Genomic DNA, 25,367 nt, shown 5'->3' on the forward strand with positions numbered 1-25,367 from the left:
AAATTAATAACAATAAAAATAACCATGCTGTTCTTTTAGATGCACTTTTTAGCGACTGATGTTTCTGAACTAAGCTTTGTCCAGCCTAACGAATCCTTACTGTTATTAAAAAAATAATTAAAAATCGGAAAGGGGCTCAACATGTCAAACCTATACAAAAGAGGCGCACTGCTTCTTATCTTTCTCATTCTCAGTGGTTGTAAACTTTCGGTGAGTACACAAGGGGGAAGAGGGAATGTTACCTCTGAGTCCGGTCTCATTAACTGTGGTGTGCATGGTGGTGATTGTACGGTGGACTACTCTGAATATGCGGGCAGTAAACTCAGCTACACCGAGTATCTTTATGCAGAAGCCGAGCGAGGCTATCGTTTTGAACGTTGGGAAGGTGATTGTTCGGGCAGCGGTACCTGTAGTGTGAAGCTATCGAAAACTTCCGGTGATAAAGCAGTAACTGCAATCTTTGTGGAAGAGCCGCTGTCGGAAGAGAAAGAACTGTTGTCATTCAAATTCTTAAAAGCCGACAACCCGTCACTGCCGTCTGATGTGACTGCGGTGATTGATAACACGCTTCACAAGGCAACCTTGTCAGTACCAAACGGAACCGATCTGACGGCCTTAGTAGCGAACTTTGACATTTCCGGTGTCGATGTGAAAGTGGTCGGGGCCAGCCAAACAAGCTCTGAAACAGTCAATGATTTCTCGGATATCGTGGTTTATACGGTGGTGGCTGAAGACGATTCCACGCAACGTTATGCGATCTATGTTGAGCAAGTCGATTATCAAACCAAGGCCATTACTGATTTCATTCTATCGATGCAAGATAATGATGGCTTTGAGCAAGACGCCGTTGGCACTATCGATGAATCTAACCACCGAATTGAACTTTTGGTTGCTCAAAATACCGATCTTACGTCTTTGATTGCCCAATTCGAAACCACCGGACAAAGTGTCACTGTTAATGGTGTTTCTCAATACAGCGGTGTGACACCAAATAACTACACCTCTGATTTGACCTATCGAGTAACGGCGTACGACAACTCTGTTCAAGACTATGTGGTCAGCGTTAGTGAATCAAATTGCTTAGAGCAACCATGGCAGGGTAATTACACCATCACTTCACAGCAAGATATCACAGCGCTGGAAGGCTACACCTCAGTTACTGGCACCTTGAGAATTGGTAGTTACTCCACGCCGAGTACCGGGTTAACCGAACTTACCGGCTTGGAATGTTTGAATACGGTTGGTGCTTTGAATGTATTGTCCAACCCTGACCTTACTTCACTAAACGGTTTGAACGGCCTGAAAACCATTACGGGTAGTTTGATCATTGACAGCAACACAGCTCTGTCGAGCTTGTCTGATTTATCTCAATTGATTTCTGTATCGAGCATCAGCATCTCTCAAAACGATGTACTTGCTAACTTGTCTGGTTTGGAAAACGTGGCTGAAGTGTTGGAAATTGATTTGTATTCAATGCCTGCGCTTAGCGATGTATCTGCCATTGCTGGTACTAAAGTTCTTAACAAACTAAGACTGCGTTCGTTGTCAGCTTTGACCGCGCTGCCTGCCTTCACTCAGTTGAACAATAGTATGTGGTTGGAAGTCAGCGGAAACAGCAGCTTGCAGTCCTTGGCTGGGTTAGAGCAACTTAGCCAAGCCTCTGTGGTCAGTATTTCAAATAACGATGCCTTAACTGACTTATCCGGTTTGTCCTGTCTAACGTCTGCGACCAGCTTTGGCTTGGTGTCGAATGACAACTTAAGAAACCTAGTCGGTGTTGAACAGCTCAGTGCGGTGACCACATTGACCATTCAGGATCATCAGAATCTGACGTCGTTAGAAGGTTTGTCTGGTCTGAATAGCATCTTTAATGGAATGAGTCTTCTGGATAACAACGCGTTAGCGGATGTGTCTGCCTTATCGAATCTGACCAGTATGTCCGGTAACTTAACAGTACGAGGCAACTCGTCACTGATGAACCTATCCGGTATGGACAACCTGTCTACAGGGCTATCAACGGTAACGATTGATAACAACGACGGCTTGGATAGTCTAGAAGGGCTTTCAGCCGTGCCATCCGCAACTAAGGTGATCATCAAGAACAACCAAATGATGCGCAATCTTCAAGGCTTGAATGGCCTAACGTCTACAAGCCTGCTGCAAGTCGAGAACAATGCGTCGATGCTGAACTTATCTGGTCTGGATTCATTAACGCAAGTGAATGGTCGTGTGGCGTTACTTAATAACGATGCGATGTCTGATACCTCAGGTGCGCCTGTTTTGCAGAGAATTAGTGGCGATTTTGATATTGAACGTAATAATCAGTTGATGAGCATTAATGGCTTCAATCAATTGAACTCTGTAGGCGCGACCACTATTCGTCTCAATAACATATTGACCAACACCGATGGATTCCTAAATGTCACTGAAGTTAGGGGATCGTTAGACGTGAATGGCAATAACCAACTGTTGGATCTGGCTGGATTTACAAACGTTACCAACATCGGCACTAGCTCAAGCCATGATTTGAATATCCGAGGCGGTGCGTTGGATCATCTCGGTCTTCAATCTCTGGAATCTGTATCGGGGGATTTACTTGTCGATAACACGGCGCTGGTGGATCTGGATTTACCTCAGTTGTGTTCAGTGGGGCAAAACTTCCAGGTTACTCAAAATGGAGCCTTGTGTACGAACAAGGTCGAAGAGGTTCGTGATCAAGTGGTTGGCTGTAGCGGAATTGGTGGTACGGTCACTATTACCAGCAATATGACCTGCAATTAAGTGCCTGATTAAATTTTGAAACCCTAACTGCCCCGAAGGTTCGCGCCTTCGGGGCTTTTTTATGTGCTTTTGTTTTATATTCTCCTGTTTCTAAGCGCTGATCGTTGTACAATTGAAGTAATGATTTTTCGATTTGAATTGTGGTGAAGAACGCCAGGTAATTCATTCTCTAAGGGATGAAATGTGTTGCCTGAAAATGTGAGAGGAACTATGCAAGATTACAAAGATTCGATGCTGAATTTTGTGGCTCAATTCGGTAAACATCTGAAGGGTGACGACAAGGACAGTTTACTCCAGCCGGATCGTGAATATTCCATCGATGAACTTGCCAGAGCAACCGGAACCACCAGTCGAAACATTCGAGCTTACCAAGAAAAAGGTATCCTCCCGCCACCCAAGCTTCGTGGCCGTAAAGGCATCTATTCCAACATGCATTATTCCAGACTTCGTCTGATTTCAGATTTGCTGGAACGAGGCTACACCTTATCCACCATTGCGGATCTACTGAACGCGCTTGAAGAAGGGCTAGACCTTAGAGCGTTTGTGGGCGTTGAATCGGCATTAACCAGCCCGTGGACGGACGAGACTCCAGTCGTCATGTCGATCCAAGAACTCTATGCCATGTTCAATAACAAAGTCGAAATGAGTTCGATTAACAAAGTTCTTGAGCTGGATCTGGTTCGTTTCGAAGAAGACATGCAGCACGTTCAGGTTCGTAGTATGAGAACCATGAGAGCAGGTGCAGAATTGGTCTCTGCAGGCATCCCATTTGATGCCTTGCTCGATATTATCCAGATGCTGCGTGGCAACGTTGAGCGGGTAGCAGGGGAGTTAGTGAAGTTAGTCTCCAACCATGTGTTAAAAGATTACGAAAAAGATGTGATCCCGCCGAATGAAGATTTACCGGCACTGGCAGATTTGATCTGGCGACTGCGCCCATTGGCTGAGATGGCCGTACATGCTGAACTGGCTAGAGCGATGGAAAAAGCAGCTAACCACTTCCTAGGTGATCGTCTAGAGACGATCATTAAAGGCATGGAGAAAGAGAAGCAATCTGGTGGGGAAGAGTAATTTATTGCTCGCTAAGAAATTATGGTTTCAAGCAAAATTCTTATCGGTGATGCTGAAATTCAGTTGATGCATGAACCATGTGTTGATCCCGATTCGTATAGACACAAGAATATCTTTATTGAGTCTTCTAGTGCTGAAAACAACACTTTATCAACCATCATTTTTAACGACTATCTAACTATTTATGTGTTCTGGGAGCATTGTTCATCGGGTGTATCCCAGGAAATTTTATATGTTCCTGAAACAGGCGTTTTATTCATAGGATGTGGGAGCATTAGTGCTAGGGTATCAACCCGAGAACAAAAACTTATTGATGTTAATTCAGTCGCTCTTTTTTGGTCGTTTGATAGGCATGAAAATTATGTTTTAGAAACAGGTGAGATCGAGTGTTTTCTATATTCCTTGTCTGGAAATAAAATTGCTAAAGCAGTTGTCGACCCTCCTTATGAAACGTATTTCACTGAAAAAGGTATAAGGTTTGAATCTGATTTTTACGGTAGTACTTGGTTGTACTATTCTGATGAGAATATGTGATTAAACAGTTGTGATTTTATTAAAAAAGCCACCAGATCGGTGGCTTTTTACGTTGTACTCTAGACAGTGAGAATTACGTTTAAGCACTCGCAATCTTAAACGCTGAACATACAACTCTCTGATAGTTCACCGGCAAACAACGCTGCATTAAATCCAACGCTTTTGCATCTGGACCAATCAACACACGACGCTTGTTTTTCTGAACGCCACGAATAATGGTTTCAGCGGCTTTTTCTGAGCTGGTCATGAACAGAGATTCGAATTTGTCTCTCACATTTTCAGCCGACGCAGAACCGGTTAGTTTTTCCACGCTCTCTGCCATTTTGGCGTTCTTGGCGATGTTAGTTTGGATGCCGCCTGGGTGAACGCAGGTAGCTGAGATCAAACCGCCTTCTAAGTCCAGTTCTTGGCGTAGCGATTCAGTGAAGCCACGCACTGCAAACTTAGACATGTTGTATCCGCTCTGAGTTGGCTGAGCAAACAAGCCAAAGACGCTTGAGATGTTGATGATATGACCTTCTTCACCCGTTGTACGCATGTGCGGTAAAAAGGCTTTGGTGCCATAAAGTACGCCATTGACGTTCACGCCCATGATCCATTCGTAATCTTCATAGCTAGTATCTTCAACCGTACCACCCATGGCAACACCCGCGTTGTTGAACACAAGGTGAACTTTCTTGTGGTCTTTCATCACTTGATCGGCCCACTGATGCATGCTGTCTTTGTCGGCAACATCTACTTCTGCAATGGTGACTTTGACGCCGGTTGCTTTCACTTCTTTGGCGGTTTCTTTCAAGCCTGTAAGGTCTCTGTCACTCAGTGCTAAGTTACAACCACGTTGCGCCAGAGAGATGGCCAGTGCTCGGCCAATACCAGATGCTGCGCCTGTGATTGCGGCTACTTTTGAGTTGAAATCTTTCATATCTTTTCTCTTCGTTGTTGGGTCTAGAAACAGCTCCATTGAAGGTTATCTAGACAAGTATTCAGTTTAGTTCGCTATTTATTTTTTATATGGCCGTACTTAAGCCGTTGCGCCTGCCGTGGCTAAGTACTGTGAATGCCGGTTATGTTCTGTGAGACTTTTTGCTGTCGGTTCGTAGTGGCGGATAAAGCGGATGATGCGTTTTAAATCCCGGTTGGCTTCAGGCAGAAACGGCACCATGATCGGCCAGACATGGCAAACGCCTGATCGCGCAAACCATTCCACATCCACGCCCGCTGCAATGGCTCTGTCCTTGGCTTGAAGCGCATCGTGATACAGAATTTCATCTTTACTGGCCATGAACATAATCGGTGGCAGCCCTGTGTAATCACCAAATAATGGCGATGCGTAAGGATGACTCCGATCTTCTTTATTCGGCAGATAAAGGTCGATGATGCGTTTAACTAAGGTGGCCGATAACATGGCATCGGTTGGGCACTGAGCTAACAGCTTTTCTTCCTCAGGAAGCGCGGTTGTTGCAGGGGACAACAACACAGCACACCGTGGGTTAGGCAATTGATTGTCTTTGATCTGAAGTAAGCTTGTTAGTGCCAAGCTGCCACCTGCTGAATCGCCTGCAATCACAATGTTCTTTGGATCTTTATCGAGCCTTAGCAAATAGCGATAGGCTTCCAAACAACGCTCTGTAGCCGCAGGAAAGGGCGCTTCAGGTGCTAACGGATACGTAGCCAGAAAGACCTCGGCTTTAAGCTGTTTCGCCAACCGTGCCGCCAAATTATGGTAAGTCTTGGTAACCCCTCCGACAAAGGCTCCTCCATGAAAATAGAGAATGGTCATTCTCGGGTTATGAACCGAAACGCGTTCGCCTTTAAACTCTGGAAGATCAATTCTTCGTATTTTGACACCACGAGGAATCAAGGGCACCGCAGGGGTGTTATTGAACACAGTTCGCAGGTGTTTAAGCGTTTGATCTTTATTCAAACCATGTCGTTTGATGGTTTTGCGTGACACCGCCTGTACTAACTTAGAATGAATGCTCATAACGGCCACCTTACGGATTAATGAACACAAACGGTTCGGTACACTTCCTGACGTGTCGGGGTCAATGAGTCCACATCAATTTCAAATCCTTTGAAATGAGGTTGGGCTTCTTTTCGAATTTTATCTGGTGCATGAGCCAGAATGTCTAACGCAGAGATAGGGTGGTTCTTAACGGCGTATTCGATCACTTGAGAAGCCAGCTTACGCTTTAACCCTTCTAAGACCTCGGCGGCCACCTTATCTTCCATGTGAATCGCCGTTTCACCTATATAGTCCACGGATAACCCGGAAGCGACACCAACAATTTGTTTGGTGTTCAGATTGCAGGTGATTTTTGCGGCAATGGCCGGTTCCACATATCTGGGAATGATCTGATGAAGAATAAAGTTAGGCACATATTTCATCATCATCGCCAGAGACTCAAAAAGCTTCGCGTAGGCTTCGTCTTCTTGTTTGACGATGTCAGAAATAAAGCCCGCAATTTCTTGTTGATCTTGCTGAGGCAGTTTCGTGAACGCTTCTGGTAGTGAAAGTTGGTCGCTCGTGTTTGTAGTGTTAGATAAAGCGCTCTTAGAAAGCATCTCTAGAACATTATTTACGTTTTGATCGTTGTTATTCATTGCTTCAATCCCTCCTGGTTGCATTCGCAAGCTTGATTCGTGGTTCTTAAAATGACGTTCTTAAAACGACGATTCGTCGAATTTCACTTAAAAAACTTGCCAAACCTTCAAACACTATAATACATTGTTTTATGCAACATCAATTGATGGCGCATAAAAATATGTAACACAAGTGAAGTTAATTAAATAGAAAGCGAATTGAGTTTGATCAGGGGGCCTAAATGAACAGTCTTGTTACTCCAATTCAAAGAAACCTGAAGTTTAAATTGCCGATCAAAGCGGTAACCGATTGGAATAAGGCCGGTCGCCATGTGACCCAGTTCCTTAATGCGATGTCGATCTTTTTCCCTGAAGGGGAACGCTTCTTTATTCAAAGCGTTAGAAACTATCGCCATGAAGTGACTGATCCTGATCTACAACAGGCGGTAAAAGCCTTTATTGGTCAGGAAGCCATGCACGGTCGTGAGCACGATGAGTACAACCAAGCGCTGATGGACGCGGGTTTTCCTATCGACAAAATGGAAGCGCAAGTGACGTCGCTTTTGAATTTCATTAAGAACACCACACCACAATCTTTCCAGCTAGGGGTCACCATTGGCTTAGAGCACTTAACTGCGATTTTTGCCGATACCTTGTTGAAGCATCCTGAATTTTTGGAAGGTGCTGAACCTCACTTCGCTGCTCTGTGGCAATGGCATGCGCTGGAAGAAACAGAGCACAAAGCGGTGGCCTTTGATGTGTACAAAGAGGTGATGGGGAATTCGCCGAAAGCTTATGCACTAAGAACCACCACCTTGATTGCTGCAACCAGCATATTCTTTGGTCTTCTGTACCCGTATTACTTTCGAATGCTGAAGAAAAAGGGCGACCACACTAACCTGGGTGGTTTGTGGAAATCCTTCCGCTATCAGTGGTTGATGCCGGGCATGATCCGCAAAACCGTCCCTGCTTGGTTGGATTATTTCAAACCTGGCTTCCACCCTTGGGATCATGACAACCGCGAGTTTTTGGATCTTATTCCTGAGTTGGAGTCTCGTGTTGCTGACTTTTCTCAGTCAGACGCTGTGGTTGCCGGTTAAGAGTTCCTGACTGGTACTGATTAAATAATAAGAACGAAAATGAGTTGCCGTATCCTTTGTTCAACTGCAATTAACCTGGGTTGTATTAAAGGGGATGGCAACTCCCTATGGATGATTGAATGATGTCTAAAGCAAGTAATCCTGAAACGCAGTTCCATACATTAAAGCTAGCGGATGTGAACCCTTTAACTGACGACAGCGTGATGCTGACGTTCGATATTCCATCAAAACTGAAGCCTCATTATCAGTTTGTACCGGGGCAATACCTGACGCTTCGAGCACGCATTGACGGCAAGTTAGTCTCCCGTTGCTATTCTATTTGTAGCCCGCAGGGGGAAGACAAACTCAGTGTCGCGATTCGTAAAATCAGTGACGGTCAGTTCTCTGCTTACGCAGTAGAAAACCTGGCGGCGAACGATGAACTGGAAGTCATGCCGCCAATGGGCCGCTTTCAACTCGTGCCTCAAACACCAAAAGCAGAACAAGCGTCTTGCTATGTGGGTGTGGCCGGTGGCAGTGGCATTACACCGATTATGTCGATGGTGAATACGGTGTTGAAGAACGAACAAGACAGTCAGTTCGTGCTGTTCTACGCCAACCGCTCACCCGACACCATGATGTTCAGAGACAAGCTTGAAGTGCTTAAAACTCAGTATCCGGATCGTTTCTTCCTACTGCCGTTTTTCTCTGAAGACCCAAGCCAACAGCTCACCATTCACTTTGCGATTGCAGACAGTTTGGATGGCATGATTCACTCCATTGATGGTACGCGTTCTGCCAAACAGACTACTGAAATTCGCAACATGTTGTCGGATATTCCGGATCTAACCGAAGCCAGTCATTGGTACTTATGTGGCCCGCAAGGCATGACCGACATGGTTCAGAATATTCTTCTTGATAACGACGTGGATGAAAGTCGAATTCAGCGAGAGCTATTCACAGCGGCTGTTTCTGAATCAAGTGCAACGGCTGGTTTAAAGAGTGCCAGCAAATCGAAGTCTGAAGAAACAACACCAAGTGCTGCAGGCGCCTCGGCTGATGCATCGCAGATTAGCGTCATCCATAACGGACAATCGGTGGATTTTGATTGGGATGAAAGCAACGAAGTTATTCTCAATCAAGCACTGAAACAAAACGAAGATCTGCCGCACGCCTGCCAGTTTGGCGCCTGCGGCACCTGCAAAGCCAAAGTGATCGAAGGCTCCGCTGACATGAAGGAAAACATGTCCATAGAAGCAGACGAAGTAGAGCAGGGCTACATCCTTACCTGCCAAGCCGTACCGACCTCAGACCGAGTTGTTATCAGTTACGACGAATAATCCATTCCCAAACATCGACCACGCTCTTTTGCTTTAAATCGCCTTACCAGAAAATAAAGCGTAAAGGGCGTGGACTTTGGCCCCTTGTTTGACGCGCCTATCGTCCCCGAAGCGCGTCTTTTTTACTCATATTACTGAATACTCATTTCTGATTAGAGCTTATCAAATTGCTGAAATTAACCCGCAATGTTCTACAAAAGGTTTGAAGTCTTTATCTGTAAATAGCAGTGGCAACTTGTTCTCAATGCAAAACGTCGCAATGATTACATCAGCCGTTTTCCTAATCGTAATGCCTTGCTTCCTGAGCAGCCGATAATGATCCGCACACTGAACGACCATACCGCTTCCAAGCATTTCATATTGGTCGAGCTTAGTAAGAAGTTGCTTGGTTTTATTGTATTCCTTGTCGCTTTTTATGCCCTGTAATATCTCTAGCAAAATCAAATCGCCTAAAGCAACATTCCCTTCCATGAGTTGGTTATCCAGCTCGTCGGTAAACGAGTTAATAACACCATTAAAGTAATCTATCCAAACGCTTGTATCGGCAATAATCACTTATCGCCTCGCATTTCGTCTAAATCTCCTTCCCAATGAACTTTGCCTCTTAAACTACGCACAGCCCGTTGCTCGTTTAACTTAATGAGTAGTTTCAAGCCTTCCTCAACGGCATCTTTCTTTGTGGTTAAACCACTGACTTTCAGAGCGTTAGCCATCAGCTCATCATCAATTACAATATTGGTTCTCATAAAAAATACCTGTGTGTATACATTTGTAAATGTATACACATTAGCATGCTGGGAGAGCATGTCCATAGATGAAGTAGAGTGGGCCACATTTTTACTTGCAAGTCGTATCGACCTAAGAACGGATTGTTATCAGTTACGACGGATAATTCTATCCGAACTATTTTTGCTTCTTGGGGTTTTCTTGTAGGGTAAGTTGGTTAAGATAGCGCGGATACAGTGGATTTGTTCAGAAAGCTACGCTAGCTGGATAAAACGCTGCAAGCGTTAAGTTCTTACAATTTAAGGAGACAGCAATGTCACAGAGTTTTTTTAATGCACTTTTTATGGGAGCAAAGGAACCAGAAGGTGCAAGGAAAGTTGTTAAATTCGTTTCTTACTATGGATTTATTACAGTTGCATTGGGTATTGCATTGCTTTTCATTCCATTCGAACCGTTACAAGTAGCTATTGGCAAACATTTTGGTAGTAAGTGGGTATTTCTGGGGGCAGCAGCAGTCTCCTACGTTTGTTTCTTTTTTATGCTCAAAGAAAAAATATGGGCGCCTACAGTTTTATTAATCTTAGAAGTTTTAGACTTCATCGTTGGTTTTCAAGAAACTGGAGATTTCTTTGATTCTTTTAGTGCTTTACCTTTGTTGTTGTATGGATCAGCTCTTCACTCTATTCATTATCTGAAAAAGTTTGAAAAAGAGAGTAAGGAGATAGCTACTCCAGAGGTGGAATAATTATTAAGTAGATGGTCTGGCTGATGGCTGGTGGAACAGATCACAAAGGCATTCAAACTGTCTGAAACCCCAGAATTTCAAAATATTTATTGCCTCGACGTTAATAGGGCGTATTCAATAATAAGGATCAATATGAGTAAAGATAAATTGGATAGCCTATTAAAATCTTTGGTTAGAAAGGCATTGAAACTTGAACTCAAGGCAGATAAATCGGCTTTAGCTCCTTCCTGTGAAAGTAAGTTTGGTGGGCTTCCTTATGCTGAATCTGGTGATCATTGGCCGTCATGCCGAACCTGTAAGAAAGAGCTAACTTTCATTAATCAAATTCTAGATGAAGAAGAGCAACAGCTCTTTGTTTTTTACTATTGCAATGAATGCTTTCCGTGGGGGCTTGATGACGAAGAAAAGGGGCAATGGGTAGTAAAGCTATATAAGCAGCCTTCCAGTAAAAAACTAACAGATATTAAACGAAGCTCTGAAGATGAATTTGCGCCTGTACCATGCTCTGTAGAAACTACATCCGTTGAAGTCCTTCCTGACTGGGAAAGTTTAGATTCAGTCTCTGAAGAGGTAAGTGATTTATGCTGCAAGGTTAATGATGATTCTCCTTGGGAAGAGTATGAAGATGCGGTTGAGAGAACAGGTTGTTTAGATGACTATGCAACTCTTCTAGGAGGATACCCTCGTTTTGTTCAAGGTGAAGCAGAATTCGTCTGCCCTAAGTGTAGTGCTGAGATGGTGTTTTATGCGCAAGTCGATTCTGAGGATGAAGCCAATATTATGTGGGGCGATGTAGGGTTGGTGTATTTCTTTCGTTGCCCAGAACATAAAGATGAATTTCAATTGGAGCTACAGTGTCACTAATGGCTAATAAGTGTATGTTGTGCTTTCTATAGGTAGAATCGTAGCAATAAGCAACGGTGGGGCTTAGTTATTTTTCAGACTGCTCCTCTCCAAATCTGCCGGTTTTCTGATTGTTCTATTTCAAAGGGAGTTGTATGCCTAAAAAGTATAGAAATAAAGATGTCAGTCCTGTTAGCTGGTATGTGGCCTCTTATATAGAAAGATTCAAAGTCGTTGCTGAAGATGATTCCAACGAAAACAAGCGTTGTGTTGCATGGGAAAATACAATTCTTATTAAAGCCGCGACTCCTGATGAAGCGTATCTAAAAGCCATAGAAGAAGCGAAAAATGGCAATGAACCCTATGAGAACTCAGATGGGGTGCTGGTTCAGTTTGTCTTTGAAGGCTTAACTTCCTTGTTGCCTGTCTACGAGGAGTTAGAAGATGGATCAGAAATTATGTGGGCTGAACATGAAAATAAAGCAATAAAAACTGTTAAGTCTATGGTCAAGGAAAAGTCAGAATTAGAAGTGTTTTCCAAAGACTAATATCTAAATTCTCAATGACCGGAATTTTATGAATAAGATAAAGATATAAATAGTAGTCAAGTTTAAAGGTGTTTTAATTGGTATTAATCAAATTGACCCGGTTTTTGGTGGATTATATTTTATTATCATGAAACAAAAAATAACATTGTCACTACTCCTATTTTTCGTATCATTGGTTTTTCTAGCCGCATACTTATTTGAATTCAATAACCAGATTCGTTTCCAAGAAGATATTTGCTTCAAAGAATTAACTAAGAAAAATCCTGTAACGTGCAAGTTAAATGGTTACATACATCACAGTATCCGTTTAACAGCCAGGCAGGGGGGATTTCCTCATTCAAATTCATCTAAAATTAAGATCGATGTCAGTATAGAAGAAAATGCTAGTCAATCATATCTTCCTAAGCCTGCAAGTACTGACGGTGGTGGGCGTAATAAATTGACTTTAAACTATGGAATAATTCAATTACCAAAACAAGAAACAGTTTTGCTTCAGCTATCGACTTCAACAGCACTGGAAAATCTTCAGTTCTTTGAGATTAAACTAAAATCAAATCCCAATAACTTCTATATTTACTTACATTGCGCTTTCTTTTTAGTGTTCTTGTTTTTGACAATTTACTATCGGAAAAGTGTATTCAAAGGAAAATATACAAGTTTCTTACCTTATACACTTTTTTTACTTGTTGTATTATTGGTTGCAACATGGGATCTATAAAAACACCCTAAAAATTAATACGAAGCTTTCAGCTTGGGGCCAGTTGGCTTAGGTTTAGTTCAGAAAAATGAAAATACAAATTCTAAGTGATCTACATATCGAATTTGAAGATCTCTCGCTTGAGGAGAACGACGCTGATTTGGTAATTCTTGCTGGTGATATTCATATCAAAGAGAAAGGGATTCACTGGGCTAAGGAAAATATCAAAGATAAGCCCGTATTATATGTTCTCGGAAATCATGAGTTTTATGGTAAGGCATTTCCTAAACATATTAATTCAATGAAGGAAGAGGCAGAAGGATCTAATGTCCAAGTTCTGGAACAGGACGTAGTAAATATTGGTGGTGTTAACTTTCTTGGTACGACGCTCTGGACGAATTTTGAGTTGCATGGAGATCCTCGTATAGCTGGCTATGAATGTCAGCAAGTGATGACTGATTATAAAAAGATAAAAGTTTCGCCTAAATACTCAAAACTTAGATCTATTGATGTCGCCGATATCCACCGCAGATCAAGAATATGGCTGGAAGCAGAACTTGAAAAACTTCGGGATGAGACTGTTGTCGTAATTACCCATCATGGTCCCTGTGTTCGATCTCTGCCTGATTATCAAAGAAGTGAAATAATTAGCGCAGCATATGTCTCTGATCTAGAAAATCTAATTAAAGATTATTCACCTAACTACTGGGTTCATGGTCACCTTCATAATTCGTCAGATTACGAAATAGAGGGTTGTCGAGTGATTTGCAATCCCCGTGGTTACCCTGAAGAGTTTAATGATGATTTTGAACAAGGGACATTTATAGAGATAGAAAGCGTATAACCTCTTTAGGGGGGAAGACTCTAATAAACTATTTTTCCTTTCTTCCATTGGAACCAATGCAGCAGATCTTTTAGATTCCAAAAGTGTGAATTAAATGAATGTATATCAGCATTTAGTAAACTTGAGTGCGTCTCGAAACAACATAATATCAATTAAACTTTATTTGCTGGATTGCTGTGCTAAGTACCAAGGTTTTCGCTCAAGCAGCAAGCTATCGGATGGGTTGATAGTTGCGAAAAAGTACTTGAGAAACGCAGCAAAGAGGATGGACGTTCATGATGTTGAGTGGATTCTTGAGGCAGAAGCATTCGCGGCTGAATTTTACTCCCATAAAGATTTTTCTATCAGATATAAAAATCATGAAAATATAAGGAAGGATCTTGCTCGTGTTAGGCTAACAAAGCGCTTGGGCAACGTTGAAGCGAGAACGTATTTAACGAGAATGGCATATTTTATTGATAGTGTTTTTTCGTATGTTGAATACACATCTAACGGGATACCAAATCAAGAATACGAAGAGTTCTTTTGTCCAGTATTGTTCAATAAATACTTCGGCTTGAAACTAAGAAATGGATGTGAAAAAGCTTAATTCACTTTGTTAGGATGTACTCAAGAACTTGGAATTGTGATGTTCAGACGTTTTAAACTGAAAGCTTTCGATGTATATCGCGATGGAGGTTCTTTAAGTGTTTCATATCACGATAGCAAAGGCGTACTTAATGTTCTGATGTTTCCTATTAGACGTCTTCCATATGATGAAGGTTCTACTCGATTGTATATGGAGCCAAACTTAACAAAGTACATTAAAAAGACTGTGATTAGTCCATTAACTGGGAAACCAAGAATTGAAACTGATTTAGATGAATCTCAAATTTCTTGGAATCAAGCAAAGAGGCTTTTATCCAAGCTGAGGCCTCAGGTTAGAAAAATCGATTCCAACTATAAATGGGTATTTGACGAAATGTGTATTATCGCGAGCAGTGATAATCATGAAATTTAGAGTTCAAGAAAGCTCTTAAGTAAACAAAAAAGCCCGTCGATGACGGGCTAAAACGGTGGGTGGACACCAAAGGGTTTCAATTAGCTGACAGGCTAATTCAATACGAACCTAGATTTTTACACTGCGCTAGGTTCCGTCGCAGGTTTCTTGCTTGTACGTTTTCTACGAGTTGGCTTTTTAGTCGCACTATCAGCCGTTTCAGCATTCCTTGCATTTTCAGCTTGAGCATCCGCTGAGTAATCAATTCCCATTTGATCTTGTGCCAAGCGGGTGAAGTTGTAGTCATTCTTTTTGACGTTTAGCGTTTCTAACCAGTAGCGCCATGTGGATTTAGGCCACAGCGTGGTGTTTCTGCCGTCGGCTTGTTGATACCAGCTTTGACAGCCAGAGCTCCAAACCGTGTCTTTCAGCAGTTCTTGTAACTTGGCGTTGAAGCTTTCCTGAGCTTGTGACTTCACTTCCATGTAATCAGATTCACGTTCTTCGATGGCCTTCATACAGTTAAGGATGTATTGAACCTGAGCTTCGATCATGAAAATGATGGAGTTATGGCCAAGCCCGGTGTTCGGGCCGATCAACATCCAAAGGTTAGGATAACCTGTGATGGAGGTACCATAGTAGGCTTCTGTATGGTCTTTCCAGTCGTCCATTAGCTGACGGCCACCGGCGCCAACCAGTTCAAAATCTTGCATGTATTGACGAGGGTCGACGACGAATCCGGTGCCGAGAATGATGCAATCCACTGGGCGTTCCTGGCCGTCTTGCGTCACGATGCTGTTTTCTTTGACTTCCCTAATGCCATCCGTCACCAGTTCTACATTGTCACGATTAAACATCGGGTAGTACTTGTTGGAAATCAGAATGCGCTTACAGCCGATGGTGTAGTCTGGCGTCAGTTGCTTGGCAATGGTTTTGTCTTTCACTTGGAAACGAATCCAGGTTTTTGCGATTTGGCTTAATGATTTTGCCACTGAGGGGTGGAACATTGGCCATACGCGAGATTCGTTGGTCCAGTACAGGCGGAATCTGTGTAGCTTTCTCCAACCTGGGATCAGTTTGAACGCGGTCTTTTCAATACCCAGATATTTACGATCGTCACGAGGCAATACCCAAGCTGGTGTTCGTTGGAAGACATGTAGTTTCTTCACTTTCGGTGCGATTTCCGGGCAATACTGGATGGCACTTCCGCCCGTACCGATGGATACCACGTTCTTACCTTCAAGGTCGTAATCGTGATCCCAACGGGCGGAGTGGAATACATGACCTTTGAAGTTTTCCAAACCTTTGATGTTTGGAATCTGAGGCACATGCAGCGGGCCGGACGCCAGAATGAAGTGGCGGCAAAGGTAGGTATCACCTGCGGTTGTTTTTACTGTCCAACGACCTGCTGTTTCATCAAAAACAGCGGACGTTACTTCCTGATTAAAACGGCAGAACGGGCGAATGTTGTATTTTTCAGCGGTGTCTAAAATGTACTTCTGAATTTCGTTCCATGGCGCGTAGCGTTTTGACCAGTCGTTCTTTGGAGCAAAGGAGTAGGAATACATGTGCGATTGAACATCACAGGCGCACCCTGGGTAACTGTTGTCTCTCCAGGTTCCGCCAATGTCATGGCTTTTCTCTAGAAGCACGAAGTTATCGTTGTCTTCTTCTCGCATCTGGATGGCCATGCACAAACCACCAAAGCCTGCACCAGTAATGACGACATCAATTTCTTTGATCGGCGTAGATTGATTATTCATAAATTACCTCGTCTAACGTCAGCTTGTTAGTTAACTAAGGAGAAAGCGCACGCTAGGCGGTGGCTTGTTTGTATTCGTTTTTGACAGATTGAGAGAACTCGTCGATCTGATCCAAGAGTTTGCTGTTGTCGTGCTGCCAAGGGTGGAAGCCAGGGCGGAAGTAATCGAGCATATCAGGGAAGATACGGCGTAGCGCACCCGGTTTGCCCCATAGGTAATTCATACAGCTTGCCCAGCCTTTAGCATTGCTGAGTTTTTTGGATTTACGAACTAATCCAATGTGGAACGGAATCACCAAAGACCAGAACACCACTTGCGCCAGAATATGCACACCAGAACGAACTGAGTAGCTGTATAGACCTTTGCCCATCACGTCATTCCAGACATCGTAGGCAACGCCTTTGTGTTCGATCTCTTCCATCGAGTGCCAATACCAAATGTTGGAGAAGTTTTTCTCTGCGTCTTCCATTAGCTTTGGATCGGTCAGCACCGTGTTACCCAAGCTTGCGGTTAGGTGCTCAAGAGAAATGGTGACAGCAAGTTGAACGTCATTCGGGAAGACTTTTTGAACGCGTTTTAGAAGCTTCTCAACGCGATCCATGTATTTATCGACGGGGAAACCTGCGTCAATCAACGCCTGGTTGTAAACCAAGTGCTCACGAGTGTGTAGTGCTTCCTGGCCCATGAATTCTTTGATGTCTTTTTGAAGTTGAGGATCTGTAATTTGATCACGATAGTTTTGAATACTGTCCATGAAAAACTTCTCACCCGCAGGGAAGAAGATGGAAAGGGTGTTCATGAACTGAGTAAAAGGCACACCAGCGGGATTCCAGTTATCTGCATCTTCCTTAGATAACTTAAACTTAAGGTTACGATGCAATGGAGCCACTTTGTTTTTAAATTCTACCGTACTCATAAAAATTACCTCTAACTTATCCAACCATAAAAATGGTTCATTTATTAATGTTACATTAATTGATGTAACATAGGGTAATGTATTTGCTTGAAATGGAATTGGCAAGTAAAAAAACACAAAAAATGTAGGGTTAGTTCACAAGTTGAAGGGCTTCTGAGTGGCTTATGGACCGAATATAAAGGGGGACAGGTGACTCAAGCTCTGGAAAAGGAAAGTCTGATAACTTGTGTCTGAACGGATTTTCGCAGACAAAAAAGAGCCGGATTTGGTGAATCCGGCTCAAAAATGAGATGTATAAGGAAGAGAGAACTCAGGAAAAGAAGAGATTACGCTTGATGAGTCAAAGCTAACTCATCGTTTGGAATAATCAGTTTGACGGATTCCATAATGCGCTTTTCAGCGGCTTCAGCGTGGTCTTTCCAGAGTTTGAATTTGTCTCCTGGCCCGACTTTGTAGCCAAAATCCAATGCTAGGTAAAACTTATCGCTTAAAGGCATACAGTAAATATGATTCTTGGATGACAACTTTTTAGATTTTTTTTCGATATAGAAAACCCAAGGGCGTCCGTTAATCGTTTTAATCTGGTGTGGCTCTAAAGAATCATAACCTGAACCTGCTAATCTGATATTGGTTTCGCGTTCTATTTGTTCCTGTGTCCAAGGGGTGCTTCTACTAGCACCAAATTCAATAACATCTCTCCGGATTCTGGTGTTCTTACCTTTGAAATTGTCTTCCTCATCGTCGCTTATAGGAGCATTGTGGTAGTTTTCATATTCATCAAGCAGATACTTGCCTAGTTCATCAAGATCAAAAGCGCTGATGTTCTTGTCATCAGGGGTACGTTTGATTCTTGTGGACAGCCATAATGAACCTAACTCACCATTTGGAAGCGATACAACCGCTGGTACGTAATACCAAGCTTGTGTATCGATATTGACGTAATGGTAGTGCTTTAAACTTTTAGCGTTTTCTTCAAACCAACGATCCTTTAAAAAAGGGAAGTGGATAGGGCGTGGGGGTTCTTCCGTAATGATATTGGAATAGGGGAGTTCCACACTAAGTTGAATATTTTCAAGTGAAGCGTTTAGGTGATTAACTTCCGTGAAGTCTGGCCCGCCTCGAAAGCCTCGCCAGAGGTTTTTGATCATTCCCATGAGACAAGTCCTTTTGTCTTTGTTGAGTTCCGTTTCTAAGCTTGATGGGGTAAGGCTAAATCATCGTTTGGAATAATCAGTTTGATGGATTCCATAATGCGCTTTTCAGCGGCTTCGGCGTGGTCTTTCCAGAGTTTGAATTTTTCGTTGATATCTACACGGTACCGAAAGCGCATACAAAGATAGTATTCATCGCTTAGGGGTAAACAGTACATTCGGTCTTTTGAATGCCGTTTTTGTAATTGCTGCTCTATGCAGAATACCCAGGAACGACCATTTATGGTTTTGATTTGGTGAGGTGCCATGGGGGCATAGCCAAAGGAGGATAGCTCAAGTCTAATTTGTTCTTCTAATTCCACTTCTGAAAAAGGTGAAGACATTTGTTCTGATTGGTTTCTTACTCTTTGTCGAAGTTGAGTATTCCAACCCTTAAATGAATCTTCGTCTCCTTCAATAGGAGTGGCGTTGTAGTAATTCTCATACTCTTCAATGATACACTCGCCAAGTATATTTAAATCAAATGCACTAACTTCAGAGCTCTTCAGTAATTTTTTGATCCGAGTACTAAGCGACAACACGCCAAGTTCACCATTGGGTAAATAGATCGGTGCAGGCACGTAGTACCATAGTTGAGTGTCTAGAACGACATATTGATCATGTCCTAGGCGATATGAATTTTCTTCAAACCAACCTTCCTTTAAAAAAGGAAAGTGAATAGGGCGTGGGGGTTCTTCGGTAATGATATTGGAATAGGGGAGTTCTACACTGAATTGAATATTTTCCAGTGAGGCATTTAGGTGATTAACTTCAGTGAAGTCTGGCCCGCCTCGAAATCCGCGCCAGAGGTTTTTAATCATTCCCATGAGACAAGTCCTTTTGTCTTTGTTGAGTTCCGTTTCTAAGCTTGATGGGTTAAGGCTAACTCATCGTTTGGAATGATCAATTTGACGGATTCCATAATGCGCTTTTCAGCCGCTTCGGCGTGGTCTTTCCAGAGTTTGAATTTGTCTCCTGGCCCGACTTTGTAACCAAAATCCAATGCTAGATAAAACTTATCGCTCAAAGGCATGCAGTAAATTCGATTTTTAGAAGGAAACTCTGGATTCTGTTGTTCAACGTAAAATACCCAAGGACGGCCGTTGATGGTTTTGATTTGATGAGGCTTCAAAGGCGCATAGCCTCGGGAGTATATGTCGTAAGATACTTGTCTATCGATTTCTTCCTCGCTCCAAGGTTCAATTCTGTTGTTTGATTGCTCAATTACAGACTGTCTTATCCTTGTATTCTTCCCTTTGAAATTATCCTCTTCATCGTCGCTAATAGGAGCATTGTGGTAGTTTTCATATTCATCAATCAGATACTTGCCTAGTTCATCAAGATCAAAAGCGCTGATGTTCTTGTCATCAGGGATACGTTTGATTCTTGTGGACAGCCATAATGAACCTAACTCACCATTTGGAAGCGATACAACCGCTGGTACGTAATACCAAGCCTGTGTATCAACATTGACGTAATGGTAGTGCTTTAAACTTTTAGCGTTTTCTTCAAACCAACGATCCTTTAAAAAAGGGAAGTGGATAGGGCGTGGGGGTTCTTCCGTAATGATATTGGAATAGGGGAGTTCCACACTAAGTTGAATATTTTCAAGTGAAGCGTTTAGGTGATTAACTTCCGTGAAGTCTGGCCCGCCTCGAAAGCCTCGCCAGAGGTTTTTGATCATTCCCATGAGACAAGTCCTTTTGTCTTTGTTGAGTTCCGTTTCTAAGCTTGATGGGTTAAGGCTAACTCATCGTTTGGAATGATCAGTTTGACGGATTCCATAATGCGCTTTTCAGCCGCTTCGGCGTGGTCTTTCCAGAGTTTGAATTTTTCGTTGATATCTACACGGTACCGAAAGCGCATACAAAGATAGTATTCATCGCTTAGGGGTAAACAGTACATTCGGTCTTTTGAATGCCGTTTTTGTAATTGCTGCTCTATGCAGAATACCCAGGAACGACCATTTATGGTTTTGATTTGGTGAGGTGCCATGGGGGCATAGCCTCGAGATTCCATTTCTAATCTGATCTGTTCTTCTAGTTTCTCACCTGAAAATGGTGTCGACATTCGCTCTGATTGTTCAATTACGCTTTTTCTAATCTCTGTATTGATTCCGAGCCCTTCGCCACCGATACCACCAATCGTAGGGGAGTTGTAATGTTCCTCATACTCTAATGCAATAAATTTTCCTAAATCATCTAACTCAAAGGCACTCGATGTCATATTTTTAGGAATACGTTTTATTAGGGTGGTAAGGGACAGGCACCCTAATTCTCCTCCTTGGCTATAGGCAATACTTGGAATGTAGTACCACATTTGAGTGTCGACATGTACATAGTGGTGCTGTCTATTTTGTGTCGCATGCTTCTCAAACCAGCCTTCACTCAAATAAGGAAAGTGAATGGGTCTAGGAGGCTCCTTTGTTTCAATATTAGAGTAGGGAAGTGCAGCACTGAATTGAGTATTCTCGAAAGAAGCATTCAAATGATTCACTTCATTAAAGTCTGGTCCACCACGAAAACCTTGTAAGAGGTTTTTAATCATTCTCATGGGCTAGTCCTTGTTATTTCCATATCTGTTAATTTAAGCCCTTGTAGTTCTTTCTATATATTGCTGAACTTTGGCAGCCTTTTTGTCATAGCCTAACATTTGCAGCTGATTTCTATAGGTTTCAATACCTAGATAAGGCAATGTGTGTGGACTAGCTAATGAATCGTCGCCAAGTATAAGCCCAAAGAAGCGTAGACTTCTCTTTAAGCTGCTGCCGGATAAATCATTAGCTCCCGCAATATTAGGGACTGCATCAAAGGGATTGTTCCTTTCTTTGTGTACTTTCATACCTAATGAGTATGCGATAGATTTAATACGAGGCATGTTCGAACCAGAACCATGGATAGCTACTTCTTGCTTAGTTAGTTTTCCAGAGTAATGCTTATCATAGTGCTCTAAAGCGGCGCAAAAAATGATAGCGCCTTGGCTATGCACCAACCACTTTGTTGGTTTTCCTTCCATTTGACGTTGGTTCAGAACAGCAGCTAAGTGCTGAGCGTTATGAGATTTCGTACCTCTTCGTTTATCAAATCCGCATTCTATTAAGTCCAAAAATGCTTTGTCACTTGGGTTATGAAAAAGGGTATAGTTTTGTACGTTGTCTTCAGGGTAGGCAACTTGGGAATGAACTCCCATCAACCATGCTGCCTTTGCTGCATCATTTTGCATTCCATTAACTGCAGCATGCTCCGTTTTAACTTGATGAACAGGAGTACCAAGGGTCCATTCGGATTGTAAAACCTCAAGTTCGTTTCGGTCTTTAGGGCCATCGTATTTATTGCTTCCTAGCTGATAAACATCATACATAAGAGTGCGTTCTCGAGAGCTCTTTTCCTTAGCACCCGTTAAATTTCGATCAAATAAAATATCATCAATCACAACTTGATTGTGGGAGTTCATCTTGTATTGAATCAAGTAATGGTAATTATTGAAGGGATAGCGAGTGCGATACAGGCGCTTAAGTAAGCTTGGGTTTGAGTTTGGCTTACATGCGGTATTTGGATGTTCTACTACATAGTGGATTTCTTTAAGCACTTGTTGTTGATCGTAGAAGTTCAAGCTGGCGAGCATTAAGAGTGCTTGGTGGGTGATCTGGATATTTTGGTTTTGAATATAAGCGGTGTTGATTCCGTGTTCTTCGGCAAGGTCGCGAGTAAGAGGTTCGTAATTAAAACCCTGCATTTTGCCTGCGTGCATCCATGTCATTTTTCTGTCTCTCCATAACAGTGTTGAAATGTTGAAACAGGGTACTAAAAGGTGGGGCAGGCTTGTGTCTATTATCTGCGTTTAGTTCTCAAATTTGAGAAGTCGAGCAGATTCGCTAGGATAATTTACTTAGTTATCAATACCATATTCTCAGATGTTAATTCGTTGAGCCGAGTTTGCTGGTCTTTAATACTTCGGTTGTCTGATTGAAGGTCATTTGATAGGTGTTTGATTTGCGCGTTAAAGGTCGCAATTTGCTCCATCAATGCGTTAATTTTTGTGAGTGCTTCACCAGCTTGCGTGGTTTGCTCCACACTAGTGTTGACTCTTTCTTGTCCGCCTTTCATGACGCTTACGGCACTTTGTGTGCCTGAACGTAGGACTTCAATAATTTCACTGATTTGTTCTGTGGATTCTTGCGTGCGTTTGGCCAGTTTCCGAACTTCATCAGCCACTACTGCAAAGCCTCGGCCTTGGTCTCCCGCTCGTGCCGCTTCAATGGCTGCATTCAGTGCCAGTAGGTTCGTTTGTTCGGCAATGCTGACAATGACATCCAAGAATTCACCGACTTTCTGACTTTGCTCTTCTAATTCAAGAATCACTTTTGACGCAGAGTTGATGTCACCTGCAAGTTCATTAATGCCTTTCACCGCTTGTGTAATGACGAGCTCGCCTTGTTGAACTTCTTGTGAGGCGGTTTGGGTGTGTTCCAGCGTTTGTGAGGCTTGATGCTCTACATCACTGGTGTGTTGAGTCAGGTTCTCAAGGTATGTTTGGCTTTGTTCAGAGAGGCGTTCTTGTTGTTGAACGTTGTTTTGAAGATCAGATAACAAGGATTGCAGTTGAGACTGTTGATCCGACACTTGCTGTTTGAGAGCAGCGAGTTCTTCCATCTCTTCAAGCGTCGGTTCTGAAGACGATTGTTCTTTTAAAGAAGTAACGAGAGCACGATGAATGCTTAGATTCATGCCTTTCACTACAGGAACGGCGAAGATGATTCCCAACCCTAATAAACCGACAATAATCCAAAGGGCTGTGAGATCCGGCTTAACTTTTTTGATGGTGGCTTTAGCTGCCTGTAGGTTTGCACTTTCTCTGATCTGGGTTTCTTGTAATCTCAGAAGGGCTTGATAAGCCTCGATGGATTTCATTTGTTGATCCACAAAGGTATCCAGAGCACGTTCAGCGCGTTCTATGGATTGATTCAGCTTTACGGTATCAATGGTTTCCGAGCGGCTGCTTAATTGAGGGGAGGGAATGCCATCCACTTTTAATATTTCCCACTCTGGTAATGCTCTCAGCTTGGGTTGCTCTATGGGAGGAAGAGGTTCAAGCGTTAAATTTATCTCAGGTGATTGGGATGAGATAGCATTGCTGTCAAAACGCTTATAGGCGTCATAGCGTTGCTTGGCCACTTCCTGAAGTACGTTAATGTCTTTTATTAATTCAGCGCGTTTGGTGAAACCAACGGAATCTATTTTTTCTAAGTAATCCGTGGTTGCTCGGTAGTTAAGCACCACATTATTGAAGGTCTTCAGACGGTTTCCGATCAGAAGGTCGTTAAGATACAGGCTTCCTGTTGCGAGAAGATATTTGCTCTGAGTGATGCGATAGGCAACCAAGTTATGCCCACCATCCAATGCTCTTTTTCGCCATTGTGAAAGGCCTTTTTGAATCTCTGTGTAGTGACGTAAAAAGCGCTGGGCGTGTTTATCTTCAAACTGTGCTGGTTTGATTTTATTCAAGCTTGCTTGAATGGCTTCATAGTTCGCGTCGAGTTTGGCCTGGGCTTGGCTCCAAGCTTGATTTATTGGCGCCATAGCTTCATTTAGCGCTTCAGAGGCGGCAACAATTACCGCTTCACGTTGAATGGTTGCCTTGGCATTAATGTCACCTTGTACCTCAAAGAGGTGTTGTTCGATGTCACTTTGATAATTCAGTAGTGCTTCATTCAATTCTTCATGGGTAAGAATCTTTGACGATTTAATGGCTTGGGTTTCGGTGTTAATTTGCGAGAGCGATTGTCTTAGGTTGTTGACATCAGCGAGAGACAAGTCGGGTATTTCAAGGGCGGGAAGCCTGAATTCGTCTTTCTGTGAGACAGAACTTTGAGTACTTTCAATCAAAAAATAGATTGCGATGACAGTGGTGATGAGAAACCAAAACACCAGAAAACCGACACCTTTGTATAAGTGTGATTTGATGGATATGTCTTGTGACTGAGAGGTCATAAGTCTCAATGCTCCATGTTCTTTTTATGACGTTCATTCGTAAATATAGGGGTACAGCAAGAAATGGGCCTGCTTATATTTTGGCCAGCTTATTTTTAGTTATAGCAGTTGGTGCAAATCTGACTATAAATCGGTGCTATTCGTCTGATAGTCATAATCCATGAGTTTTGATCTTGCTGTTAAAATTGTTACTAGTAAAATACCCACACTTTTTAAATTGGAATCGCTTTTAGGTTATCAATGTCCACTACTAAGGTCACTTGTCCAAGTTGTAATGCCACCAATCGTTTGCCAACAGATCGCTTAGGAGATAAGCCTAAGTGCGGTAAATGTAAGAAGCCTATCTTTGCTGGAAAAGCGATGGAGCTAACCGCTGCAAACGTGGTTGCTACGCTGAATCACAACGAGATTCCTGTTTTGGTGGATTGCTGGGCGCCTTGGTGCGGGCCTTGTAAAAGTTTTGCTCCAATCTTTGAAAAAGCCGCCAATGAATTAGAGCCAAAACTTCGATTTGCGAAGTTAAACACGGAGGCTCATCAGCAGGTCGCTGCTCGTTGGCAAATTCGATCTATCCCTACATTGATTCTGTTTAAACAAGGTAAAGAAATTGCAAGGGTTTCTGGTGCCTTGCCATTGCCTCAGTTGAAGCAATGGTTAAAACAGCAAGGCGTGGGTTAGATCCCCTCAACTCGGGTCACACTCAATGGACTGAACATTAAAAGCAATGTGTCGTATCGG

At 42.7% G+C, this 25,367-nt stretch carries 26 protein-coding genes; 13 read left to right on the forward strand and 13 right to left on the reverse strand.

Features of this window, described 5'->3' with window-relative positions; all coding sequences use genetic code 11:
• Positions 1-141 precede the first annotated feature (141 nt).
• The 3 genes from ACFOEK_RS10525 to ACFOEK_RS10535 all read left to right on the forward strand — a co-directional run bounded on the left by ACFOEK_RS10525 (position 142) and on the right by ACFOEK_RS10535 (position 4,386).
• Positions 142-2,781 carry an InlB B-repeat-containing protein gene (locus ACFOEK_RS10525; protein ID WP_386720262.1) on the forward strand — a complete coding sequence of 880 codons (2,640 nt, stop codon included), beginning with the start codon at positions 142-144 and terminating at the stop codon, positions 2,779-2,781.
• A 210-nt stretch (positions 2,782-2,991) separates the two neighbouring features.
• Positions 2,992-3,852, forward strand: coding sequence for a MerR family transcriptional regulator (locus tag ACFOEK_RS10530; RefSeq protein WP_386720265.1), 861 nt, complete (start codon positions 2,992-2,994; stop codon positions 3,850-3,852).
• Positions 3,853-3,873: 21 nt separating this feature from the next.
• The gene (locus ACFOEK_RS10535) at positions 3,874-4,386 is read left to right on the forward strand and encodes a hypothetical protein (protein ID WP_386720268.1); all 513 of its coding nucleotides are present in this window, start codon (positions 3,874-3,876) and stop codon (positions 4,384-4,386) included.
• A gap of 79 nt (positions 4,387-4,465) precedes the next feature.
• Here the strand turns inward: ACFOEK_RS10535 and ACFOEK_RS10540 are convergent, their stop codons facing one another.
• The 3 genes from ACFOEK_RS10540 to ACFOEK_RS10550 all read right to left on the reverse strand — a co-directional run bounded on the left by ACFOEK_RS10540 (position 4,466) and on the right by ACFOEK_RS10550 (position 6,990).
• Complete coding sequence (locus ACFOEK_RS10540) at positions 4,466-5,308, reverse strand: SDR family NAD(P)-dependent oxidoreductase (protein ID WP_386720271.1); 843 nt, start codon at positions 5,306-5,308, stop codon at positions 4,466-4,468.
• A 99-nt stretch (positions 5,309-5,407) separates the two neighbouring features.
• On the reverse strand, positions 5,408-6,370 hold the full coding sequence (locus ACFOEK_RS10545; RefSeq protein WP_386720274.1) for an alpha/beta hydrolase: 963 nt from the start codon (positions 6,368-6,370) through the stop codon (positions 5,408-5,410).
• Positions 6,371-6,387: 17 nt separating this feature from the next.
• Positions 6,388-6,990 carry a hypothetical protein gene (locus tag ACFOEK_RS10550; RefSeq protein WP_386720277.1) on the reverse strand — a complete coding sequence of 201 codons (603 nt, stop codon included), beginning with the start codon at positions 6,988-6,990 and terminating at the stop codon, positions 6,388-6,390.
• Between the two features lie 221 nt (positions 6,991-7,211).
• On the opposite strand from ACFOEK_RS10550, the gene ACFOEK_RS10555 reads away from it, so the two are divergent.
• A complete protein-coding gene (locus tag ACFOEK_RS10555; RefSeq protein WP_386720280.1) occupies positions 7,212-8,069 on the forward strand; it encodes a metal-dependent hydrolase in 858 nt (285 codons plus the stop codon).
• Between the two features lie 119 nt (positions 8,070-8,188).
• Positions 8,189-9,388, forward strand: a complete 1,200-nt coding sequence (locus ACFOEK_RS10560; RefSeq protein ID WP_386720283.1) for a 2Fe-2S iron-sulfur cluster-binding protein — start codon at positions 8,189-8,191, stop codon at positions 9,386-9,388.
• 162 nt (positions 9,389-9,550) lie between these two features.
• On the opposite strand, the gene vapC is transcribed toward ACFOEK_RS10560, so the two are convergent.
• Complete coding sequence (gene vapC / locus ACFOEK_RS10565; RefSeq protein WP_386720286.1) at positions 9,551-9,943, reverse strand: type II toxin-antitoxin system VapC family toxin; 393 nt, start codon at positions 9,941-9,943, stop codon at positions 9,551-9,553.
• On the reverse strand, positions 9,940-10,134 hold the full coding sequence (locus ACFOEK_RS10570) for a type II toxin-antitoxin system VapB family antitoxin (protein ID WP_386720289.1): 195 nt from the start codon (positions 10,132-10,134) through the stop codon (positions 9,940-9,942). The genes vapC and ACFOEK_RS10570 overlap by 4 nt, the downstream gene beginning before the upstream one ends.
• A gap of 293 nt (positions 10,135-10,427) precedes the next feature.
• On the opposite strand from ACFOEK_RS10570, the gene ACFOEK_RS10575 reads away from it, so the two are divergent.
• The 7 genes from ACFOEK_RS10575 (at position 10,428) to ACFOEK_RS10605 (ending at position 14,791) form a co-directional block, all read left to right on the forward strand.
• Positions 10,428-10,859, forward strand: coding sequence for a hypothetical protein (locus tag ACFOEK_RS10575; protein ID WP_386720292.1), 432 nt, complete (start codon positions 10,428-10,430; stop codon positions 10,857-10,859).
• A 132-nt stretch (positions 10,860-10,991) separates the two neighbouring features.
• Complete coding sequence (locus ACFOEK_RS10580; RefSeq protein ID WP_386720295.1) at positions 10,992-11,723, forward strand: DUF1963 domain-containing protein; 732 nt, start codon at positions 10,992-10,994, stop codon at positions 11,721-11,723.
• 134 nt (positions 11,724-11,857) lie between these two features.
• The gene (locus tag ACFOEK_RS10585) at positions 11,858-12,250 is read left to right on the forward strand and encodes a DUF4288 domain-containing protein (RefSeq protein WP_386720298.1); all 393 of its coding nucleotides are present in this window, start codon (positions 11,858-11,860) and stop codon (positions 12,248-12,250) included.
• Positions 12,251-12,377: 127 nt separating this feature from the next.
• A complete protein-coding gene (locus ACFOEK_RS10590; RefSeq protein WP_386720301.1) occupies positions 12,378-12,968 on the forward strand; it encodes a hypothetical protein in 591 nt (196 codons plus the stop codon).
• A 67-nt stretch (positions 12,969-13,035) separates the two neighbouring features.
• Positions 13,036-13,791, forward strand: a complete 756-nt coding sequence (locus ACFOEK_RS10595; protein WP_386720304.1) for a metallophosphoesterase — start codon at positions 13,036-13,038, stop codon at positions 13,789-13,791.
• A 94-nt stretch (positions 13,792-13,885) separates the two neighbouring features.
• Complete coding sequence (locus tag ACFOEK_RS10600) at positions 13,886-14,380, forward strand: hypothetical protein (RefSeq protein ID WP_386720307.1); 495 nt, start codon at positions 13,886-13,888, stop codon at positions 14,378-14,380.
• Between the two features lie 39 nt (positions 14,381-14,419).
• Positions 14,420-14,791: a hypothetical protein gene (locus tag ACFOEK_RS10605; protein ID WP_386720310.1), complete on the forward strand. Its 372-nt coding sequence runs from the start codon at positions 14,420-14,422 to the stop codon at positions 14,789-14,791.
• A 116-nt stretch (positions 14,792-14,907) separates the two neighbouring features.
• Here the strand turns inward: ACFOEK_RS10605 and ACFOEK_RS10610 are convergent, their stop codons facing one another.
• The 8 genes from ACFOEK_RS10610 to ACFOEK_RS10645 form a co-directional block, all read right to left on the reverse strand.
• Entirely contained in the window at positions 14,908-16,533 is a 1,626-nt protein-coding gene (locus tag ACFOEK_RS10610; RefSeq protein ID WP_386720313.1) for a flavin-containing monooxygenase, read from the reverse strand.
• A gap of 52 nt (positions 16,534-16,585) precedes the next feature.
• Entirely contained in the window at positions 16,586-17,449 is an 864-nt protein-coding gene (locus ACFOEK_RS10615; protein ID WP_386720316.1) for a metal-dependent hydrolase, read from the reverse strand.
• Between the two features lie 326 nt (positions 17,450-17,775).
• Positions 17,776-18,603 carry a hypothetical protein gene (locus ACFOEK_RS10620; protein WP_386720318.1) on the reverse strand — a complete coding sequence of 276 codons (828 nt, stop codon included), beginning with the start codon at positions 18,601-18,603 and terminating at the stop codon, positions 17,776-17,778.
• Between the two features lie 35 nt (positions 18,604-18,638).
• Entirely contained in the window at positions 18,639-19,466 is an 828-nt protein-coding gene (locus ACFOEK_RS10625) for a hypothetical protein (RefSeq protein WP_386720321.1), read from the reverse strand.
• A 35-nt stretch (positions 19,467-19,501) separates the two neighbouring features.
• Positions 19,502-20,329, reverse strand: coding sequence for a hypothetical protein (locus tag ACFOEK_RS10630; RefSeq protein ID WP_386720324.1), 828 nt, complete (start codon positions 20,327-20,329; stop codon positions 19,502-19,504).
• A gap of 35 nt (positions 20,330-20,364) precedes the next feature.
• Positions 20,365-21,192, reverse strand: coding sequence for a hypothetical protein (locus tag ACFOEK_RS10635; protein WP_386720327.1), 828 nt, complete (start codon positions 21,190-21,192; stop codon positions 20,365-20,367).
• A gap of 33 nt (positions 21,193-21,225) precedes the next feature.
• Positions 21,226-22,398 carry a hypothetical protein gene (locus ACFOEK_RS10640; RefSeq protein ID WP_386720330.1) on the reverse strand — a complete coding sequence of 391 codons (1,173 nt, stop codon included), beginning with the start codon at positions 22,396-22,398 and terminating at the stop codon, positions 21,226-21,228.
• A gap of 125 nt (positions 22,399-22,523) precedes the next feature.
• Positions 22,524-24,629 carry a methyl-accepting chemotaxis protein gene (locus ACFOEK_RS10645; RefSeq protein ID WP_386720333.1) on the reverse strand — a complete coding sequence of 702 codons (2,106 nt, stop codon included), beginning with the start codon at positions 24,627-24,629 and terminating at the stop codon, positions 22,524-22,526.
• Between the two features lie 240 nt (positions 24,630-24,869).
• Between ACFOEK_RS10645 and trxC the strand changes: the two genes are divergently transcribed.
• Positions 24,870-25,307, forward strand: a complete 438-nt coding sequence (gene trxC / locus ACFOEK_RS10650) for a thioredoxin TrxC (protein WP_386720335.1) — start codon at positions 24,870-24,872, stop codon at positions 25,305-25,307.
• The last annotated feature ends 60 nt before the right edge of the window (positions 25,308-25,367 follow it).

It is taken from the genome of Litoribrevibacter euphylliae (genome assembly GCF_042646085.1).
In the GTDB taxonomy this organism is placed as follows: Bacteria; Pseudomonadota; Gammaproteobacteria; order Pseudomonadales; family Litoribrevibacteraceae; genus Litoribrevibacter; species Litoribrevibacter euphylliae.

Bases quoted from the DNA above. Each gene is read 5' to 3' on its own strand.
- ACFOEK_RS10645 (WP_386720333.1), bottom strand. From the start codon at position 24,629: ATGACCTCTCAGTCACAAGACATATCCATCAAATCACACTTATACAAA.
- ACFOEK_RS10580 (WP_386720295.1), top strand. From the start codon at position 10,992: ATGAGTAAAGATAAATTGGATAGCCTATTAAAATCTTTGGTTAGAAAG.
- trxC (WP_386720335.1), top strand. From the start codon at position 24,870: ATGTCCACTACTAAGGTCACTTGTCCAAGTTGTAATGCCACCAATCGT.
- ACFOEK_RS10585 (WP_386720298.1), top strand. From the start codon at position 11,858: ATGCCTAAAAAGTATAGAAATAAAGATGTCAGTCCTGTTAGCTGGTAT.
- ACFOEK_RS10535 (WP_386720268.1), top strand. From the start codon at position 3,874: ATGGTTTCAAGCAAAATTCTTATCGGTGATGCTGAAATTCAGTTGATG.
- ACFOEK_RS10545 (WP_386720274.1), bottom strand. From the start codon at position 6,370: ATGAGCATTCATTCTAAGTTAGTACAGGCGGTGTCACGCAAAACCATC.
- ACFOEK_RS10550 (WP_386720277.1), bottom strand. From the start codon at position 6,990: ATGAATAACAACGATCAAAACGTAAATAATGTTCTAGAGATGCTTTCT.
- ACFOEK_RS10570 (WP_386720289.1), bottom strand. From the start codon at position 10,134: ATGAGAACCAATATTGTAATTGATGATGAGCTGATGGCTAACGCTCTG.
- ACFOEK_RS10555 (WP_386720280.1), top strand. From the start codon at position 7,212: ATGAACAGTCTTGTTACTCCAATTCAAAGAAACCTGAAGTTTAAATTG.
- ACFOEK_RS10610 (WP_386720313.1), bottom strand. From the start codon at position 16,533: ATGAATAATCAATCTACGCCGATCAAAGAAATTGATGTCGTCATTACT.
- ACFOEK_RS10640 (WP_386720330.1), bottom strand. From the start codon at position 22,398: ATGACATGGATGCACGCAGGCAAAATGCAGGGTTTTAATTACGAACCT.
- ACFOEK_RS10540 (WP_386720271.1), bottom strand. From the start codon at position 5,308: ATGAAAGATTTCAACTCAAAAGTAGCCGCAATCACAGGCGCAGCATCT.
- ACFOEK_RS10615 (WP_386720316.1), bottom strand. From the start codon at position 17,449: ATGAGTACGGTAGAATTTAAAAACAAAGTGGCTCCATTGCATCGTAAC.
- ACFOEK_RS10635 (WP_386720327.1), bottom strand. From the start codon at position 21,192: ATGAGAATGATTAAAAACCTCTTACAAGGTTTTCGTGGTGGACCAGAC.
- ACFOEK_RS10530 (WP_386720265.1), top strand. From the start codon at position 2,992: ATGCAAGATTACAAAGATTCGATGCTGAATTTTGTGGCTCAATTCGGT.
- ACFOEK_RS10630 (WP_386720324.1), bottom strand. From the start codon at position 20,329: ATGGGAATGATCAAAAACCTCTGGCGAGGCTTTCGAGGCGGGCCAGAC.
- ACFOEK_RS10605 (WP_386720310.1), top strand. From the start codon at position 14,420: ATGTTCAGACGTTTTAAACTGAAAGCTTTCGATGTATATCGCGATGGA.
- ACFOEK_RS10625 (WP_386720321.1), bottom strand. From the start codon at position 19,466: ATGGGAATGATTAAAAACCTCTGGCGCGGATTTCGAGGCGGGCCAGAC.
- ACFOEK_RS10590 (WP_386720301.1), top strand. From the start codon at position 12,378: ATGAAACAAAAAATAACATTGTCACTACTCCTATTTTTCGTATCATTG.
- ACFOEK_RS10575 (WP_386720292.1), top strand. From the start codon at position 10,428: ATGTCACAGAGTTTTTTTAATGCACTTTTTATGGGAGCAAAGGAACCA.
- ACFOEK_RS10600 (WP_386720307.1), top strand. From the start codon at position 13,886: ATGAATGTATATCAGCATTTAGTAAACTTGAGTGCGTCTCGAAACAAC.
- ACFOEK_RS10595 (WP_386720304.1), top strand. From the start codon at position 13,036: ATGAAAATACAAATTCTAAGTGATCTACATATCGAATTTGAAGATCTC.
- ACFOEK_RS10560 (WP_386720283.1), top strand. From the start codon at position 8,189: ATGATGTCTAAAGCAAGTAATCCTGAAACGCAGTTCCATACATTAAAG.
- ACFOEK_RS10525 (WP_386720262.1), top strand. From the start codon at position 142: ATGTCAAACCTATACAAAAGAGGCGCACTGCTTCTTATCTTTCTCATT.
- ACFOEK_RS10620 (WP_386720318.1), bottom strand. From the start codon at position 18,603: ATGGGAATGATCAAAAACCTCTGGCGAGGCTTTCGAGGCGGGCCAGAC.